12 protein-coding genes are annotated in these 16705 nt (G+C 57.6%); 11 read left to right on the top strand and 1 reads right to left on the bottom strand.

Features of this window, described 5'->3' with window-relative positions:
* Positions 1-51: 51 nt before the first annotated feature.
* The 4 genes from Ga0080574_RS13230 to Ga0080574_RS13215 all read left to right on the top strand — a co-directional run bounded on the left by Ga0080574_RS13230 (position 52) and on the right by Ga0080574_RS13215 (position 5626).
* On the top strand, positions 52-2166 hold the full coding sequence (locus tag Ga0080574_RS13230) for a TnsB C-terminal domain-containing protein (protein ID WP_083716846.1): 2115 nt from the start codon (positions 52-54) through the stop codon (positions 2164-2166).
* Complete coding sequence (locus Ga0080574_RS13225; protein ID WP_076699904.1) at positions 2156-3112, top strand: TniB family NTP-binding protein; 957 nt, start codon at positions 2156-2158, stop codon at positions 3110-3112. Before Ga0080574_RS13230 ends, Ga0080574_RS13225 begins: the two co-directional genes overlap by 11 nt.
* Complete coding sequence (locus tag Ga0080574_RS13220) at positions 3109-4749, top strand: TniQ family protein (protein WP_076699901.1); 1641 nt, start codon at positions 3109-3111, stop codon at positions 4747-4749. The genes Ga0080574_RS13225 and Ga0080574_RS13220 overlap by 4 nt, the downstream gene beginning before the upstream one ends.
* A 337-nt stretch (positions 4750-5086) precedes the next feature.
* Positions 5087-5626 (top strand): AAA family ATPase, encoded by a 540-nt coding sequence (locus Ga0080574_RS13215; RefSeq protein WP_076699898.1) that lies wholly within the window; start codon positions 5087-5089, stop codon positions 5624-5626.
* 344 nt (positions 5627-5970) lie between these two features.
* Here Ga0080574_RS13215 and Ga0080574_RS13210 read toward each other — a convergent pair whose 3' ends face one another.
* Positions 5971-6399, bottom strand: coding sequence for a hypothetical protein (locus Ga0080574_RS13210; RefSeq protein WP_198039816.1), 429 nt, complete (start codon positions 6397-6399; stop codon positions 5971-5973).
* Between the two features lie 643 nt (positions 6400-7042).
* Between Ga0080574_RS13210 and Ga0080574_RS13200 the strand changes: the two genes are divergently transcribed.
* From Ga0080574_RS13200 to Ga0080574_RS13165, 7 genes are all read left to right on the top strand, one after another.
* Positions 7043-7675, top strand: coding sequence for a tyrosine-type recombinase/integrase (locus Ga0080574_RS13200; protein ID WP_076699891.1), 633 nt, complete (start codon positions 7043-7045; stop codon positions 7673-7675).
* A gap of 379 nt (positions 7676-8054) precedes the next feature.
* Positions 8055-9005, top strand: a complete 951-nt coding sequence (locus tag Ga0080574_RS13195) for a restriction endonuclease (protein WP_198039815.1) — start codon at positions 8055-8057, stop codon at positions 9003-9005.
* On the top strand, positions 8995-9729 hold the full coding sequence (locus Ga0080574_RS25630; protein ID WP_083716844.1) for a sensor histidine kinase: 735 nt from the start codon (positions 8995-8997) through the stop codon (positions 9727-9729). Before Ga0080574_RS13195 ends, Ga0080574_RS25630 begins: the two co-directional genes overlap by 11 nt.
* Positions 9713-10180 (top strand): response regulator, encoded by a 468-nt coding sequence (locus tag Ga0080574_RS13185; RefSeq protein ID WP_076699882.1) that lies wholly within the window; start codon positions 9713-9715, stop codon positions 10178-10180. Before Ga0080574_RS25630 ends, Ga0080574_RS13185 begins: the two co-directional genes overlap by 17 nt.
* Before the next feature lie 527 nt (positions 10181-10707).
* Positions 10708-12015 carry an ATP-grasp domain-containing protein gene (locus Ga0080574_RS13180; protein ID WP_076699879.1) on the top strand — a complete coding sequence of 436 codons (1308 nt, stop codon included), beginning with the start codon at positions 10708-10710 and terminating at the stop codon, positions 12013-12015.
* Positions 12015-14015, top strand: a complete 2001-nt coding sequence (locus Ga0080574_RS13175) for a hypothetical protein (RefSeq protein WP_076699876.1) — start codon at positions 12015-12017, stop codon at positions 14013-14015. Before Ga0080574_RS13180 ends, Ga0080574_RS13175 begins: the two co-directional genes overlap by 1 nt.
* 681 nt (positions 14016-14696) lie before the next feature.
* Positions 14697-16388, top strand: coding sequence for a BspA family leucine-rich repeat surface protein (locus Ga0080574_RS13165; RefSeq protein ID WP_076699871.1), 1692 nt, complete (start codon positions 14697-14699; stop codon positions 16386-16388).
* Positions 16389-16705: the final 317 nt, after the last annotated feature.

The raw sequence follows: 16705 nt of genomic DNA, 5'->3' as shown, positions 1-16705 counted from the left end.
TCTCCGAAGGTCGGCGCTCTTACACCATCTCTCGGGGCACTACCATCCGACATGATCACGACAGCAGGCGTCGCAATGCGGCCGGTGGAGATCACCAGCAGTGGCGGCATTTTCGAGCGTGTCGGGCAGCCGGGGATCACCGAGACATTCTCGCACGAGGAACTTTCCGAGCTGATACGGCGCCCCGATACCAGCTATTACCCCGCATACTTTGATCGGGCGTCACAAGAAGCACGTCGTGGGCAGCCCGTCCAGCAGATCAGTGAATTGCCGCCGAGAGTCAGGCGTCTGGCGCTCTGGCGAAAAGCCGTCTGCGATGCGTTTCTGACACTTTCTGCGAGCGGGGACATCAATCGAACCCATGACGGCTTCGCGCGGGGACGTGCGAAACTGTCTGAGGAGGTTCAGCGCCTCCTCGGGGAAACGCCGGAGACCCGCAGACCGGCCAAGCCCGGAACCGACATCGTGACGCGACAGCTGCCGGGGAGCAGGACACTGTTTCAATGGGTCCGCAAGTACGAGAAAGCTGGCTTCTCCGCCTTGGCGCTTATTCCGGCGACCCACAGGTCAGGCAACAAGGCTCCGCGATGGTGTCCTCGCGCCGAGGCCCTGATGAACCAGGTCATTGAGACCTATGCCGACACGCAGAGACCGACGAAGACACAAGCGATCAAGGAAAACGTGGCGCTGTTCGAGGCGGAAAACAAGCGGCGGGTGGACGCCGGGGCGGAGGCTCTGGCCATCCCGTCTGCGGCAAGTATTCGGCGTCGCCTCGACATGGCGGACCCGTTTTACGTCTATGCCAAGAGACACGGCGCCGCTGCGGCAGCCTCACGCTTCACCCTGTTCGACAGCGGCCCCGATGTCCAGTATCCGCTTGAGCGCGTGGAGATGGACGAAAATCGCCTTGATGTCATTTCTCTGCTTACCCTGAGCGGCATCTGGGATCATCTGCCGCGAGAGCGCCAGGAACGCTTCGAGAGCGGTCGCCGCTGGCTCTACATCGCCATCGACTGCGCCACGAAATGCGTGGTGTCCATGCGCCTGGCAGAGACACCAAATTCCGACGACGCAATCCGCGCCCTGCGAGACATTTTCGAGGACAAGACACCGATTGCAAAAGCCGCGGGCTGCGAGAGTACCTGGCGCCACCACGGCGGCATCGGCACCCTTGTCACCGACATGGGATCGGCCTTCGTCTCCGATGATTTTCAGGGAACCGTGACATCCCTGGGCGTAACGGCACACCTGCCACCAGCCGGTCTTCCGTGGTTGCGCGGTCATATCGAGTCCTTCTTCCGCACGCTCGGGCACCAGCTGATGCCTTTGCTGGCTGGGCGCACATTCTTCGATACGGTCCAGCGTGGCGACTATCCGTCCGAGCAACTGGCCTGCCTCTGCGACGATGATCTGATCACGATCCTGCTGACCTACATCGTCGATATCTACCACAACCAGCCGCATGGCTCCCTCAAGGGCGAAACACCGAACGCGGCCTGGGCCCGGCTCGTTGCGGAACATGACACGGCACCGGCGCCGGTGCCGGATGGCCTCACGCTGAGGAAAGCCTTCGGGCGTCCCTTGTCCCGCAAACTCAGGGGAGACGGCGTGATGTTCTCGGGCCTGACCTACAGCTGCGACGCACTGCGGGAAGCGTTTCTGCACTCGCCGGAACGGTCAGTCGAAATACGGGCTGACCTGCGCGACATCGGCTGGATCGCTGTCAAGGTCGGCGCCACATGGTATCCTGCGATTGCCAATCAATCGGGGTTCGCGGGCGTCAGCTACGACCAACTTCGCGAGGGGATGCGGGCAATCCGGCACAAGTATCGGAAAGATGCCCTGATTGACGCTCCGGTGGTTTTGCGGGCCATAGAACGGATTTCCGAGGCCAACCGGCGCGCCTTTGCCCTGCGCGAATTGACCCCGTTCCATGTGACCGATGCGGATGTCGAGCGCAGTCAGGCCGCCCTGCGCTATCCGGTCCGTTCTGACGCCGAGCGTCTGGGGCATATCTCCCCGTCGTCTGATCCTTTGGCGGACGGCATCCAGATCAGCCCGCGCGGGACGGCGTCGAACGAGACGCAAAACATCGCCGCACCAGATGACGCTCATTCCAAAAAACGCGAACGCCGCAACCGTTGGAGATTCAACGATGACGAATGATCACATTGATCAAACCGTCCTGCGCATTGCGATGCTGCGGGATCATTTCATCCGCCATGATCGGTTCACCCCCTTGGAACAGGTATTTTCCCGACTTGCTGAGAAACGATTGGCCGATATCCAGACGGAGCGGGTCAACGAGGCCCATGGCCTGGCGCTTTCGGGGCCATCGGGCGCCGGGAAAAGTGCTGCAATCGCGCATCTCCTGAAATCAGAGCGGGGGCGGCTGGATACGGCAGGGCATGGAGATGCCACGATCATCAGTCTGCGCGTGCCGTCGCCAGCGACGCTGAAATTCGTCGGGCAGACGCTGTTGCGCGCCCTCGGGTATCAGATCAGCTCCGAGCGGCAGGCCTGGTACATCTGGGATCTGGTCCGCCATCACCTGCGCGAACGGCGAGTGCTGTTCGTCCACCTCGACGAGGCACAGGATCTGGCATCCCGCGGCACCAAACATGAGCTCAACTCTGTCGCCTCCATGCTGAAAACCTTGATGACCGACGACGAGTGGCCCGTCGGGATCATCCTGTCCGGCACAGAAGAACTGGAGGATATCCTCAATCACGATCCCCAACTGGCCCGCCGGATGAAAACCGTCCATTTCGAAAGCCTTACGCCTGCGGCACATGCAAACGATGTGCTCGACCTGCTGGAGAACTACTGCGAACGGGCAGAGCTGGCACCGGCACCAGACCTTCTGGGCTTGGAACATGGCGAACGGCTGATACATGCAGCGGCCAACCAGTTCGGGCTGGTGATCGAGCTGATCCTTGAAGCCATCGAACAGGCGTTTCTGCAGGAAGAAACAGCCCTGTCCAGCTCGCATTTCATGCGGGCCTATCAACTGCGCACGTCCTGTGATGACGAGTTCAACCCATTCATCATCCCGGATTTCTATCGCGTCGATGCCCGTCAAGTGTTTGCAAGGGGGGCACGGAGATCATGATCGTGAAACGCCTTCCTCTTCGTGTGACGTGCATTCCGGGCGAAACGGCGGCCTCCTTTGCCTCGCGCCTGGCGCGGCGCAATGGCGTCCGGCGCCTCGTGACGTTCTGCTCGGATGTCGGCATCGACTACAGCCAATTGATGAACGGCGCCCCGGCTGAAATCGAGCGTTTGGCAACCTTGGGCGGGGCGGATCACCGCATACTGCAATTCTGGTCGCCGCGCCTTATGGGGGATGGATGGTTCGAGTTGGGTTGCGCCCACCTGAAGTTCACATGCTTGCAGAGGACGAACGCGCGGGTCTGTCCAGTCTGCATCTCCGAAGCGCGTCAGCAACGTGAACGCGCTTCAGGTATTCATCTTGGCCTCTGGCAGCTCGAGAGTATCCGCACCTGCCACCTTCATGGTTGCCTGCTGGAGCCATTGGTATCCTTGGGACACGGCAGAGATGCGTTCGATATTGTTCGCCTTCTGGAGGGTTATTTGCCACCGCAGCCCACCTACGTGGACGAGAATGAGCGGCATCTCGAAACCTGGCTTGCCGGACGGATCGGCACGGGGCGGGGCAGTGGATGGTTCGATGATCTCCCAATCCATGTTGCCACCCAGACCGCCGAGAACCTAGGTGCGCTGATGATCTTGGGGGCTGACGCGAAGCGTTCGGAAATCTCGGCGCGGGACTGGCTACGGGCGGGAAATGCCGGATACGCGGTAATGCGAAACGGACTGGATGCCATACTGGCGACCCTGCGCGAGATACAGTCCCTCACGCCGATTGACGCCCGTCTTCATCGTCACCGGTTCGGGCTGTTCTATAATTGGCTGCGGGACCGCGACGAAGATCCTGCCTTCGACATCATCCGCGACAGCGTTCGCGAATACATCTGGTCGAACTTCCCCGTCACCGAGGGTTCCATCATCCTTGGCGTCCCGACACCCGAACAGCGGGTCCATACGCCCGCAACCGCGGCGACGCGTGCCGGGGAAATCCTCGGCATGACACTGGCAACATTGAGGTTGCTGCGGGCGCAAGGGCTCATATCTCATGCTCCGGCCTGTCCGAAAGGCGCATCATATTTTGACGAAGGCGAGGTCACTGGTTTTCTGAAGAAGCTGAATAGCTTGGCAAAGCCAGGGGCGAAAACGCCGGAGGATGCGGTGCCATTCCGGGAAGCGGCGCTTCAGTGCCAGACATCTCTGGCGGAGGTCGTGGCGTGCGTCCTGGACAATCACCTACCTCTATTTGCCTCCGCCCCAACCGAGGCAAGGTTTGGCGATCTGTCGGTCTCCATCCGTGCTATCCGGCAGACAACAACCATCCCGGCTGACGAGGCATTGTCCCTTGGCGAAGCCAGCCTGCGGTTGAAAACCGATACGCGCACCATTCGCGCCCTTCTGGAATGTGGGCACATCGACCACATCCTGCCATTCTCCGACGCGAAGCATCGCAGGTGGCGGGTGGTCTGCGCCAGAAGCGTGGAGCACTTCCGAACCAACCACGTGTCCCTAACGGAGCTGGCCGACAGCCGCAATCGCGACGCGGCCAATCTGAGCAAGGAACTCTATCGCTATGGCGTCCGCCCACTGCGGATCGGAGACAAATGCCAGCGGTTCTTCAGATGGTGCGACGTGATCTGAAGCGAGACGATTTCCGCATCAGAAGCCGACCTTCGGGTCGGCTTTTTCATGACCGCTGGGAGGCAAACCTATCTGACAGAAAAGGCAGTTCAAGCGTCTCGCGGGGATTTTTCCACACTGATTTCAAAGGGAAAATTTGACACCAAGAGGCAAAACTACGTGCCCCTTCCCACCCCTTGAAAAACACCAGATGGTTCTGCCCTTTTCGTCAGAGGATTTGCCTCTGCCGCGCAGACCGGTGCTGTTTTCCCTGCGAAAATTCATGCTGCCTCGATCCGCGCCTGTCGGCGTGTTGATCCCGTCGCAGCCCTTCCCCTGTCAAACCCGAGGATGGCCGATGAGCGACAATTTCTTCGTCGTGACGGGCGGCCCCGGTGCGGGCAAGACCAGCCTCATCACCGAGCTTGCCCGCCGTGGCTTTCACACAATTCCCGAATCCGGCCGCGCGGTCATTCGCGAGGAGATGGCGCGCGGCGGAGATGCACTCCCCTGGGCGGATCGCATGGCCTATGCCGAACGGATGCTGGAGCGGGACCTGCGCGCCCACAGCGCCGCACAAACGCTCTCAGGCCCCGTGATCTTCGACCGAGGCATTCCCGACATCATGGGGTACCTGACCCTATGCAGCCTCCCCGTGCCGCCCCACGTCGCTGCAGCGGCCAAGGCAGCCCGCTACAACGCCCGCGTCTTCCTGGCGCCATTCTGGGATGACATCTTCGCACAGGACACCGAACGCAAGCAGACTCGCGCCGAAGCCGAAGCGACCTGTGCCGTCATGCGTGAGACCTACACCGCGCTCGGATACAAAATCACTGAACTGCCGCGTGCCGACATTGCATCACGCGCCGACTTTGTCTGTAAGCAACTGGCAAATTGACCGTCATCTCTAGATGCAGTGGCGAAACTGCTGAAGCAGACAAACCGCATGGCCCCTCCGGCCTCCCGCTGCCTGACACTCACGGCCCAGACCTGCCGTTCGAAGCGACCGACGATGCGGCACCGCATCGTCACCGAAGCGGCCATTCGTGCATGGCGCAGCATCTGTCATGGGCGAAGGTCGGCAGGGCGGGACAAAGCAACCCTTCGCTGAGGCTGCGCTAATGGCGGCTTTCGAGAGATAGGGAAAAACAGTGGTTTCTGGCCGGTGCCAGAATACTGTCCGAAACTACTGCCCAGGGCAGGTAAGAGGTGTCGAGTTACGTAGAGCAGGCTGACTTATAATTATTCAAAGGTTACGTTGAAGCCAATTCCCTTTAGGGAAATGATGTAATCATACATGCTGTCTATTTCGAGCTCGACATCCAACGATACCGGGCAGCCTTGTTGGCGGTCATTCGAGCCAAAGATGCTCGGACACCGCTTCGCGGTTTGCGTTACTTGCCGGCCGTCATCAAGTTCGATCTTGATTGTCAATCCATCGTCGGTTGCGAGCCACCACTCTTCCTCAGAAATGGAATTATATAATAGATGACCTTTGAAGTGCACGGTCTTCCCATTAAAGGATCGGATTGCAGATGTGAGTTGAGAAAGACTGGCGGAATCTAGATTCTCTTGAGATACCACGGTTGTGGTTTCGACAGTCGTCGTCAGGTTCTGAGCTATCGCTACCGTTGGCAGGATGCTCAGGGCCACCATTTGAAGGCATTTCATTTGGAGTCTCCGCACAGCCTAGGGGATTCGGAAAACCTTGATAAACTCGTTGGCGATAAAATCAGGCGTTTGATCATTCTCGACGTTCTGCATCCGCGCATAGTAACCCTCATCTTCAATAAGCTGGACGGCCTCCTCAGTATCTACCACCCAAGTGTAATTGGCCTCGCGCTTCCGCTCGTCTGCTGTAAGATCGGGTGCTGTCAGTTAATATTCGCCGCGCTCTTTCATCGGAGCGAGACGATGGATGTGTCCAGTTTTGCTTGAGACACCAACAATCACATAGGCCAAGCAGATGTCCCTTGCGTAGGTCAATCGACGACTTAGAGGGTACGAAAGCGCAAGCTCCCTGTCGAGTGCTCTCGATGAACTTCGAAGCGAACCACTATCGAGAAAAACGGCCGCTTCTGTCACTCAGGGGGTCATAACCTTAGGCTTTGAGAAAACTTGTGGCACAAACCCTTGGAAAAACCACCTCTGATTGTGTCACGTTTTGGCCGTGCTCCGAAGAGCAGGCATTGGTACGATGCGCAGCATGGGTAGCTTTGGGCTCGGAGCCGACTTTCGCCGCAGATCGATGGTAAAGTTGACCGTCGGCGAAACGCCGAAGACGTGGTGGGACCGGCGGAGTGGAGGAACCGCTATGTCTACCGCCAACCTGCCAGCAATCCGTGCCTGCCGGCCCGCTTGGAACAAAGGCCGTATCGTCGGCCAAAAACGCCCGCTGAAACCGAAGCATGTCTGGGCGATCCGGGTCCGACTGGAGATCGCCCATCGGACCCGAGAACTGGCGCTCTTCAACCTTGCTATCGATAGCAAGTTGCGAGGCTGCGACCTGGTACGCCTCAAGGTCGCCGACGTCTACGCTGCAGGGCAGGTCAAGCACCGCGCTGCGATCGTTCAGAGCAAGACAAGCAGGCCCGTAAGCTTCGAGATTACCGAAGGGACCCGGAAAGCAATCGGAGCCTGGCTCGAGTCCCCGCTCATGGTCGGGTCGGAGCATCTCTGGCCGGGACGGTTCCACGAACGGTTGCACATTTCGACGCGGCAGTATGCTCGCCTCGTCCGGGACTGGGTGGTCTCCATCGGTCTTGAGCCGAGCGCCTATGGTACCCATTCCATGCGTCGCACGAAGGTTGCGCAGATTTATCGGAAGACCGGCAATCTTAGAGCAGTGCAGCTATTGCTTGGCCACACGAAGATGGACAGCACCGTGCGCTACCTCGGCGTGGAACTAGAGGATGCGCTCGCGATCGCAGAGTCGGTAGAAATCTAAGCGCTAGGGGCCGGTCCATCGCGGCCGGCCCAGAGCCGACCTTCGTGCCAGACGCAGCAGATGGCCGGTCCCAGCCCTTTCCGGTTCTTCGGACGAAGCGCGGAATTTTCAGCATAATCTCTCTGTCGCTCTTCTTGCGGGTCCGGAGAGCGGATCGTTCTGAACTGGACCATAGCGCCTGCTGAACCAGAAAACTCCCACAAGCAGTAGCCTGCAACTGACTGCGCCTTCAAAAAAGGCGGACGCTCGACACCTTAGTGGGTCCTATCCATGGCTGGCTTTTCGACAAAACTTGGCTTAGGAGGGTTTGTGACCCCTACGCTCGACTGATGGGGAAGAGTGGCTCAAGAGAGATCTTCAGAAGTAAGGTTGGAATATGATGAGCTCAATTTCGGACGAGGGCATTGTCAGTCGGATAAATGACTTATCTCCCACGCAATTTGAAAATTTAACATTAGACTTAGTTCGTGCTGTTGGATTTAGAAATGTTATTTGGCGCACTCCGGGTGCCGATGGTGGAAGGGACATCCAGGCAGAGCAAAATTTTTCAGACTTGACCGGTGCAGACACGAAGCGAAATTGGTATATTGAGTGCAAGCATTATTCCAGTTCCGTAGATTGGCCCACGTTGTGGAAAAAGATTTCATATGCAGATTCTCACGGGGCGGATTTTTTGCTTCTTGTAACAAATTCCCAACCTTCACCGCAATGTGAAACTGAGATTTCACGCTGGAACACGGAACGACGGCGGCCTGAGATTAGGGTTTGGCGGGGCTATGATTTCCCTGCTCTTTTGCGCCTGCATCAAAATGTAGCGTTGGCTCACGGTCTATTAGGAAGCACTGTGAAGGGCTGCGGTACATCATTCGATATCATATCGGCCTTATCAAAGCTCGTTCAGGCGGCCAACGGAGCGCTCGCATTCGATCAAAGCCCGGAGCTCCCATTGACGGCAGCATCAGCTTTGGTCGAACTTTTCGACAAGAGAATGGATGATCTAAAAACATACGGCTGGTTTTCTCAAGGAGTTCCCCTAGATAATGTTTCCGACTGGCCCTGGCTGACGATTCAGGGAGACTTAGGGAAACCCGAAGAGGTGAGCTTCAGAACTATTGCAGCGACAGTTCGACATCTCGTGCAAGCGGAAGCCCTTGAATGTAGTGTCGCCGATGGCTCACTACGGCTCAGCGCTCTAAACCCTAAAGGTCAAATTGACAAAAGCGCTCTCTCTTTTCTTAATCCGATCCTACTTCTAGCTCGATGTGACACCTTTGAAATATGCAGCGCTACACAGGTCTTCTTTCAGTTGAGGGCAGTGAATGACAGATGACGGCAACGAAGATTTCGAAATCGACCTACCATTGCTTGCCAATTTCACGCATCAGGTTATCAACCCATTAAATGGAGTTGCGGGAACACTGGATAATCTGGTTGATGGCACCATAGGAGAGGGCCGCAGAGTTCAACGAACGAAGGCTGCCCGCGCACAACTCGAGGGCGTAATTACTCTGGTCAGGAATCTCGCCTATCTATCCTCGACACAATACGAGGCGGATCGCCCGAGTAGAAAAATAGTTTTGCCTCAAGTGGTTATTGAGGCTGCGATGTACTATCAAGAGGAAGGTGCCGCAAAAGGTATATCTATCGACCTTTTGAACAAAAGAGAACAAAATAAGGTACCAGGACATCCTGAGGCGTTGAGGCAGGTTCTAATGAACCTGTTCGATAACGCAGTAAAATACAGCGCTTCAGATAGTCAAGTGAAAATTAGACAATGGATTCAATCTTCAACTGGAGACGCGGTCATCACCGTTCGGAGCGTTCCTAGATCGATGATTTCAGAGGTTGAGATCAGGAAAATTTTCGATCTTGGCTTTAGAGGTGGCAATGCACGGAATATTATCGCTTCAGGCACCGGCCTTGGGCTTTATATATGCAAATTCTTGATGGAGAAGCGTCTTCATGGCTCCATGTCCGTACAGCGCGATGGAGATGGATTGCTTTTTACGCTGAAAATTCCAGACGGAGAGGAAGACGATGGCCGTCACAACTAAGCCAGATACTATCGTCCTGATGGATGACGAGATTTTTAATATCCAATGGCTCGTAGACTTCTTGGAAGCCAAGGGTTTCGAGGTCATATCGGCGTCCGACGCTGATAGCGCGCTTCGGGCAATATCAAAGGAGATTTACAGGACTCTAATTCTAGATCTGAACGTCCCTATTTCAACCTCACCTCAGAGCGGCCCTGGCATGACCAAGACTGTATACAAGAAGTATCCCGGCCTACATGTAGCTTGGCACGCACGAAATCAAGGCTACAGGGGCCGACAAGTGATAATTTACTCGGTGCACAGGGACCCCGACGTGGAGCAAGAAGCCAGAAATCTAGACTGCACGTATATCTTGAAGGGCAGGCCGACTGAACTGAAGGAAGAGATTACGCATGTAATCTCTTATGACCCCACCGCTTCTATTGAAGCTGGTAGCGAGGTGAAAAAATAGCCCCCCCCAATAAACACTCTGACAGTAATGATTTTATATTTTTTCTAATAGGTCCAGATTGCCCATTGCAAATCTACTGTGAAATTTGATGTTTTGGAGATTTCTGAATTCCATTTAATTATGTATCGCTTCCTTCCGACGACCAGTCATAACGCGCTATGAGCGTCGGCTTTCTGCGCATCGCTGCCGTTCGTCTAGAGCGCAGCGAAGGTCCGCTCCCCACCCTCTTCGACCTCCGTGGCCAGCGCACTAACCGACAGCGCTCCGCCCGTTTCAGCTGGACATCTCGCAGTCGTGGCATGGATCGTGCTGTCCCCATGGTCGCCTCCTCGGCTCAAAGTAAGGGGGCAAAGCGTCTACAAATCTAGGCGCACCTCACCGTTTGTGACGTGGTCCGTCCGCCGCCGGGGCGGCCCGGCTGGAAAAAGGCGCTTGGGACGTTAGGTCTCAGTCAACATCTGCATGTTGACTACTGTGCTGCCGATCAGGGCGTCAGTTTAGTGCGCAACCTTTATGGAGGCCTGCTAATGTCTAAGAAAATTGAAACACCGACAGCTGAGGTTCTTTCGGGCTGGACCGATCCTACGCTGGATTCCGTGCGCGGAACTGAAACTCCCAAGGATCCGAACAAAGGCTATGTCGCCTTGCTCGGCTGGAGCGTGAACGCAATCAAGGCCGCCCAAAAATTCGACCGTCGCTACGTCGTGGTCGCGCCGGATTGGGCCGCGGATTTCTGCGAGGCCAACAACATTCCGTTCATTCCGTGGGACTTCGCACGGCTCAACGACCAGTCCGTGGAAATCGCCCAGCGGCTCAAGGACGATGGTGTCGATGTAGCCATCCCGTTGTTCGAGGAGACCGTCGAGTGGTCGGGTGCGATCAACGCAGTGCTCATGGATAAGCCGCGCATGTACGGGCAATCCATCCTGTTCCGCGACAAGGCCCTGATGAAGCGCCGCGCCCAGTTGGGCGGCATCCGTGTCGGGATCTTCGAGGAGGCCTACGAGAAAGACGACATCATCCGCTTCATGAAGCGGGTCAACCAGACGCTGCTCAAGCTCGATGGCGACCCGGGCGACCCGATACACGTCAAGGCCTTCGATAAGGCCGGCTGTCTGGGGCATCGCATGATCCGTGACATCGAAGACATCGACAAGATTCCCGAAGAAGAGTACCCGCTGCTGATGGAAAGCCATTTGGACGGCTGGGAATTCGCGGTCGAGGCTTGGATTCATGACGGCGAGATCAAGTTTCTCAACATCTCCGAATACGTGACGCTGGGCTACTCCGTCTTCGTGCCAGCCACCCACGAACTCGAAAGCTGGCGGGAAGCGATCACCAAACAGATCGAGAAGCTGATCAAGACGTTCGATATCCAGTTCGGCCAGATCCACCCTGAGTACTTCGTCACCTCTGACGGGGAGATGTACTTCGGTGAGGTCGCCTATCGCCCGCCGGGCTTCAAAGCGTTCGAGCTGATCGAGCGCGCCTATGGCTTTAATGCCTATCAGGCATCCATACTCGTTTTCGACCCCAAAAGCACCAAGGAGGAGGTCGACGCCTTCTTCCCGCGTGCGGTCGAGGATGCCAAGTGCTACGCGGGCTGTTTTGGTGTCTATCCGCGCCGCCGTGTCGTCAGTAAACTCGAGATGCCCAAGGAAACCACGGAGCACCCGTATTTCGAGTCGCATGAACTGGTCGCACCGACAGAGGAGACGGTCCCGGACCGGTCCGCCTTCGGCACGCATTGGGGGCTGGTCTTCTTTGCGGGGGACGATCCGATAAAACTGCGTGACCTGCTGAAGGCGCAGGAAGAATTGGATTTTTACGTGTGATGAACACCACCGACGAAGAGCAGCATCATGCTATCGACAGCCGGGCGCAGGACGCCCGGTTGTCTCATGATTTGGACGTCACGATCGACCAGCTCGAGGCGGCAGAGCCGGAGGCCAAGCTGGCCCATCAACAGGCCGTTCTGGCAGTGGTCGGGCAGCTGTTGCAGACAGACGGCGGGATCGACGTGATCTTTGCCCGTGCCGCGGCAATGGACCTTGCCGGGCTGTTCGTCGGGTCGGACTGGGATGCGCCGGAGGCGCTGCGCCCGCAAATCTCAGGCAATACGCTGCTTGCCGAAGAACCCGACCTCGTGGCCCTCGAAGTCGCAAGCCTGTTTCGCTTTCTCGCGGTCGCTACAGGCGCCATGCGACACCGCAACCTGCATCAGGACCACGCGAGACATTTCCTGACGCAGGTGCTGGCCCTCAACGTTCGCGATATATTCGGACAGTCGGACGAGGCGACGCGGGCTCTGGGCGCGCGCCAGGAGCAAAAGCAAGCCATTCTGCGTTTCATCTCAGAGCACATCGGTCTCACGGATGTACTGGGCGTGCTGGTGACGGAAATCTGGCGACTTCTGGAGCAGCGATCCATTCAGGTCGGCGTGGTCAAAGACATGATCGTGCAGATCGCCATCGCCCTGAACGAAAATGGGACCGAGCCGGGTAGCGAGCGTTTGGGGGCGGAGCGTCTCGTCAGTGCACTGTTTGGCCCCACGGTCGCGTCGCTGGACGATCCGGGTGTGGACGCATACCGCGAACGGATCGCGCATTTCGACGAGGCCGCTCTTTCGCGCGAGGCGATGGGCTTCGCGCGGGCCATGCACGATACCGGTCTCGTCTCGGACTACCACGTGACATTTCTGCTCTACGTGCTGGACTACAGCGACCGCGCCCTTGTGCCTGAAACGCTGGGCCTCGGGACGACCGGTCTGGACTGCTGGCGCCACTATCGTCGCCTGATTGAGGACTTGATCCGTGCCGGTGTCACGCTGTCGACGCCGCAGGCGATCTATGGCCTGACATTGATGCTGGAACGTGGTGTGCTGCACCATGCGCCGATGGTCCCGGCCTTGGAACGGCAGTTGCAGCAAAAGGTGCGTGGCTCCGCCCGTGACCGTATCCGCATGGGCTTCGGCGACCTCGTGTCCCCCGAAACACATGTTCTTGCGGGTGTGCTGCAGATCATCGGCCAGCCGCTGGGTGTGGGCCAGGGAGCGAACCCGACCTGCCAGTCGGCGCGCGCGATTTCCATGTGGTCCCAAGTCGAGCCCGATTACCTGCTTCATATCATCTACCAAGCGTCGGAGTTCGATGCGATTTTGATGCATTTCGAAGGCACCGACATCAATTCGGCGCATCTGCCCGTGGGTCTGGCAGGTTTTGGTCCGATCGACGCAGATCCGGTCTCGGTCCTGTTGGTGGCGCATTTGGACAAAATCTACGCCAAGATGGGGCAGCTTTGCATCGGGCGCGAAGGTGATCCTCATCGCTGGATCAACCCAGAGTTTCACGGTTGGTGGGTGTCGCGAGACTGTGCCGTGGCGGTGGATGTCGCTACCGGCAAGCTTTCGGATTACGACAATTTCCTGCACCGCTTTTTTGCCGCCTATCACCCGCACTACAATGGCGATCGCCCAGTTAGCCACCCGCAACCCGCAGGCATCGCGGTCACCGATCCGAACCAACAGTTCATTGGCTGGCACGCCATCGCTATCTTGCGCGTCGCCGAAGATCAGTCCGGCATAATGCGGGTCTATTTTTACAATCCGAACAACGACAGCGGGCAGGATTGGGGCGGCGGCGTCGTGGTTTCGACAAGCGGAAACGGTGAGCGCAGCGGTGAGGGCTCGCTCGAGTTTGGGCACTTCCTATCCCGAGTCTATTTGTTTCATGACGAACCATTGCGCGGCAGCAAGGCGGCGCAGATTTCGTCGAGCGCTGAGATCCGTGACGTTAAAGAGCAAGCGACACAGAGCTGGGCTGCTGATCGACTATAAGCCAAGATCAAATATGGACCAACTGGGCTCAAATCGCAGCTGGATGAAAGTTCAGTGGCAGGTCAGAGCGGACACGCGGCGCTGCTGCGCGACCACCCTGGCGGAGCAACTTGTCGCTTCCGGCCCTCTGCGGACATTTGAACTTTGATAGGGCGTGACTGGTGCTAGCGCTAACGCGATTACACATCGAATCGTCAAATAAATAAAGCCGACTGTCACCCCGAGGCCATTGGACGATCGGGGTACGGATGGAAGCGACTTTCGCTTCGAAAAGAACGAAGTTCCTTTTCAGCCGTAAAATGCTTAAAAGGCCGAGATTCCGGTACTCTCTTGCACTGCAATCATCGGCTTGCGGCGCCCATTTACGAAGGTCGCGAAGCGCTTGGTCAAGTTTTCGCGGTCGATCGGCGCCGCCTCGAGTACCGCGTCGTCCGCGTCCGCAAGGTAGGTTGCCGCTTGGCGTCGCCGCGTAGCCTCAGAAATCAATCTGCCGACCTTCCGGAAATTCGGAGAAGAGTCGGGTCTCAAGTCAGTATCGGGTGCATCAATTTCCGCGATCTCAAGAGCGCAAAGCGCTTTCTCTTTACACGAGTGTGCCCGTTGCCTACCCCTTATGCGGGTACCGTCGACAACGGGCCATTAGTACCCTCAATCATAGATCGCACCCATGGAGAGCTGTAGATGCCAACCGCACCGACCAATGATCTCACCGAATATTTCAGTGTCGGGGCGGGCGGTTCTACGCGGCCCATCCCTTCCGATCTCGCGGCGTGGGACACGAGCGCAGTCACGTCGATGGAGAGGACGTTTCAGAACAACGGCGACTTCAATGTCGATATCGGCGGCTGGGACACAGGATCAGTCAATAGCATGCTCGGGATGTTCTACGGCGCATCAAGCTTTAACCAGGACATCGGCGATTGGGACACATCGAACGTCACGACCATGAACGGGATGTTCCTCGGGGCTTCGTCATTCCAGGGGGTGCAGATCGCCAGCTGGGACACGAGCAGCGTGACCGACATGGGGTCGATGTTCAGGGACGCGAGGAGCTTCGCAGGCGATATCGGTGGTTGGGACACGAGCAACGTGACCAACATGAGCCATATGTTCGAGAACAACTACAGCCTCGTTCACGCCAATCTGAGCAGCTGGGATACGAGCAACGTGACCAACATGAGTGGGATGTTCGCGTTTGCCTGGCGCTTCGATCCTGAAGTCAGCGACTGGGACACAAGCCGCGTGACAGACATGTCCCGAATGTTCCTGGGCGTTAGCTCTGCCATCGACATCGGGGACTGGAATGTCAGTCAGGTGACCGACATGTCGCACATGCTGCAAGGCATGCACATTACCAGCGATCTTGGAGATTGGGACCTGTCCTCCCTGGTCAATGCCCGATACATGCTTCACAATTCCGCTATGAGCGTTGCGGATTTCGACGCGACGCTTGAAGGCTGGTCCAGGCTCGATCCGGGCGAAACGAGGATTCCGACGGGGATCGAGCTGGGGAGCGCGCCGGACTTCAGCAACCTTGCAGCCTATACCATCCTTACCGAGACCTATGGCTGGACAATCAATGCAACACGGGTGTTCGGCCAGACAGATGGTGACGATGTCATCGATCTCTCCGCCGAGCCAGAGGGCGTGACGGTGATGGGGCAGAATGGCAATGACCGGATCATCGGCAGTGCCTTTGACGACTTGATCTTCGGCGACGACAATTGTGGACGCACCTCCGGGTCCGATACGATCGAAGGTGGGGCAGGAGCGGATCACCTCGCCGGCGGGGACGACAATGATGTCCTCTACGGCGGAAGGATGGGGGCCGATATACCGCAGGATGGGCCGGACAGGATCTATGGCGGCGCGGGGAACGATTATCTGAATGGGGGCTACGGAAACGACGAACTGCGCGGTGATGACGGAAATGACACCATCGATGGCGGTGCGGGCGTCGACACGATTTTCGGTGGCGTCGGCGATGATGTGCTGACTGGCCAGAACTGGTCCGACGTAATCCTCGGTGGCGACGGGATGGACTTCATCAATGGCGGCTTCGGTCACGACCGGCTGAATGGCGGGGCCGGCGCGGACCGTTTCTATCATCTTGGGGTTGAAGGTCATGGTTCGGACTGGGTTCAGGATTTTTCCCACGCCGAGGGCGACATGCTTCAGTATGGCGGAACGGCGATCGCCTCGGACTTCCAGGTCAATTTCTCCGAAACTGGAAACGCGGGCGCCGCCGGCGTGGCCGAGGCCTTCGTGATATACAAGCCCACCGGTCAGATCTTGTGGGCACTGATCGATGGCGCTGCCGAGGCAGAGATCGACATTCTCATAAATGGTCAGAGCTTCGACTTGTTGGCCTGACCAATCTGTCGTTTGGTGCCGAGACAAGGCTGCGTAGCGGTCATCATGCGCCAACCAGTTCGCCCGCCTGCGCAATCAGTTGCTTATTCATGAACGATTCGGGATGAGCGAGAAGCCGCCTTTCGTCGTCGCAGCGCGCCGTTCACCTACCGGGAGAATTGTCCGACCTGCGGCGGCGCAGAGGGGCAAACAGCTGGCGGGCTGCAGCGGCCTTTGCGCACGGCCCTGAGCTGCCTTTCCTTGATAGGAAACAAGCTGCGGCGCAGCATCTGAAACCTGACGTTCAGCCCCTTGCCAGCAACTTCGCCCAAGGGAAA

Source organism: Salipiger abyssi, from assembly GCF_001975705.1.
Classification (GTDB): Bacteria; Pseudomonadota; Alphaproteobacteria; order Rhodobacterales; family Rhodobacteraceae; genus Salipiger; species Salipiger abyssi.
Note: the sequence above shows the minus strand (reverse complement) of the source record. Positions and strands in the feature narration are given on the sequence as shown.

Coding starts and splice junctions, on each gene's coding strand:
- Ga0080574_RS13215 (WP_076699898.1), top strand. CDS start 5,087: ATGAGCGACAATTTCTTCGTCGTGACGGGCGGCCCCGGTGCGGGCAAG.
- Ga0080574_RS13180 (WP_076699879.1), top strand. CDS start 10,708: ATGTCTAAGAAAATTGAAACACCGACAGCTGAGGTTCTTTCGGGCTGG.
- Ga0080574_RS13210 (WP_198039816.1), bottom strand. CDS start 6,399: ATGAAATGCCTTCAAATGGTGGCCCTGAGCATCCTGCCAACGGTAGCG.
- Ga0080574_RS13195 (WP_198039815.1), top strand. CDS start 8,055: ATGAGCTCAATTTCGGACGAGGGCATTGTCAGTCGGATAAATGACTTA.
- Ga0080574_RS13220 (WP_076699901.1), top strand. CDS start 3,109: ATGATCGTGAAACGCCTTCCTCTTCGTGTGACGTGCATTCCGGGCGAA.
- Ga0080574_RS13230 (WP_083716846.1), top strand. CDS start 52: ATGATCACGACAGCAGGCGTCGCAATGCGGCCGGTGGAGATCACCAGC.
- Ga0080574_RS13165 (WP_076699871.1), top strand. CDS start 14,697: ATGCCAACCGCACCGACCAATGATCTCACCGAATATTTCAGTGTCGGG.
- Ga0080574_RS13225 (WP_076699904.1), top strand. CDS start 2,156: ATGACGAATGATCACATTGATCAAACCGTCCTGCGCATTGCGATGCTG.
- Ga0080574_RS13200 (WP_076699891.1), top strand. CDS start 7,043: ATGTCTACCGCCAACCTGCCAGCAATCCGTGCCTGCCGGCCCGCTTGG.
- Ga0080574_RS13185 (WP_076699882.1), top strand. CDS start 9,713: ATGGCCGTCACAACTAAGCCAGATACTATCGTCCTGATGGATGACGAG.
- Ga0080574_RS25630 (WP_083716844.1), top strand. CDS start 8,995: ATGACAGATGACGGCAACGAAGATTTCGAAATCGACCTACCATTGCTT.
- Ga0080574_RS13175 (WP_076699876.1), top strand. CDS start 12,015: ATGAACACCACCGACGAAGAGCAGCATCATGCTATCGACAGCCGGGCG.